Source organism: Lysobacter sp. CA199 (assembly GCF_052078715.1).
GTDB lineage: Bacteria > Pseudomonadota > Gammaproteobacteria > Xanthomonadales > Xanthomonadaceae > Lysobacter.
Genome location: NZ_JBQJIL010000040.1, coordinates 1 through 846 on the forward strand (window position 1 = coordinate 1; position 846 = coordinate 846).

Sequence of the window (846 nt, forward strand, 5' to 3'; positions counted from 1 at the left end):
GGTCGCGTGCCATGGTCGGTTTCATCGACCAGCCGACCACCTTGCGCGAGTGCAGGTCGATGACGGCCGCCAGGTACAGCCAGCCTTGCCAGGTTCGTATGTAGGTGATGTCGGTGACCCAGGCGCGGTCGGGTGCATCGACGGTGAATTCCCGATTGAGCCGGTTCGGCGCGATGATCGATGGGCGCCCGGCAATCCGGCGCGGCGCCTTGTAGCCCCGAATCGCCTTGATTTTATGGCCCTTCATGATCTTGGCCACGCGATGCTTGCTGCATGCCTCGCCGGCTTCGCGCAAATCACCGCAGACGCGACGCGACCCATACACGCCGCTGCTGGCCGTATAGGAATCGCGAATCAGACCCAGCAGCCGATCATCTTCGATCGTTCGATCGGATCGAGGCTTGCGCAGCCACTGATAGAAGCCGCCACGGGTCACCCGCATTAGCCGGCACATCGTCGCCGTGCGAAACGTGGTGCGGTGATCGTTGATGAAGCGGTACTTCACTCGGGTTCCTTGGCGAAGTACCGTGCCGCCTTTTTTAGGATGTCGCGTTCCTCCTCCACGCGACGCAGCTGCGCACGAAGCCGCAGGATCTCGCTCTTGGCATCGATCAATTCGCCCGCCTGCTTCTCGGCTTTATCCGGCGCGACCGCTTTAATCCACTTGTACAGACTGTGTGCCGATACGCCCGTTCGGGCCGAAACTTCGGCCACCGTTTGGCCGCGTTCGACGATTTGCCGAACCGCTTCTTGCTTGAATTCCGGAGTAAATCGCTGTGTGCTCATGGTCTTCCTCCTATGCTCGGATCATAGGCCGGAAATGTCTATATTTCCCTGGACAGTCCA

General features: G+C 60.2%; 1 pseudogene. It reads right to left on the minus strand.

The features are described from left to right. Positions 1 to 786 (minus strand): annotated as a pseudogene (locus ACTOWJ_RS29375) (IS3 family transposase); the annotation flags it as partial. Positions 787 to 846: the final 60 nt, after the last annotated feature.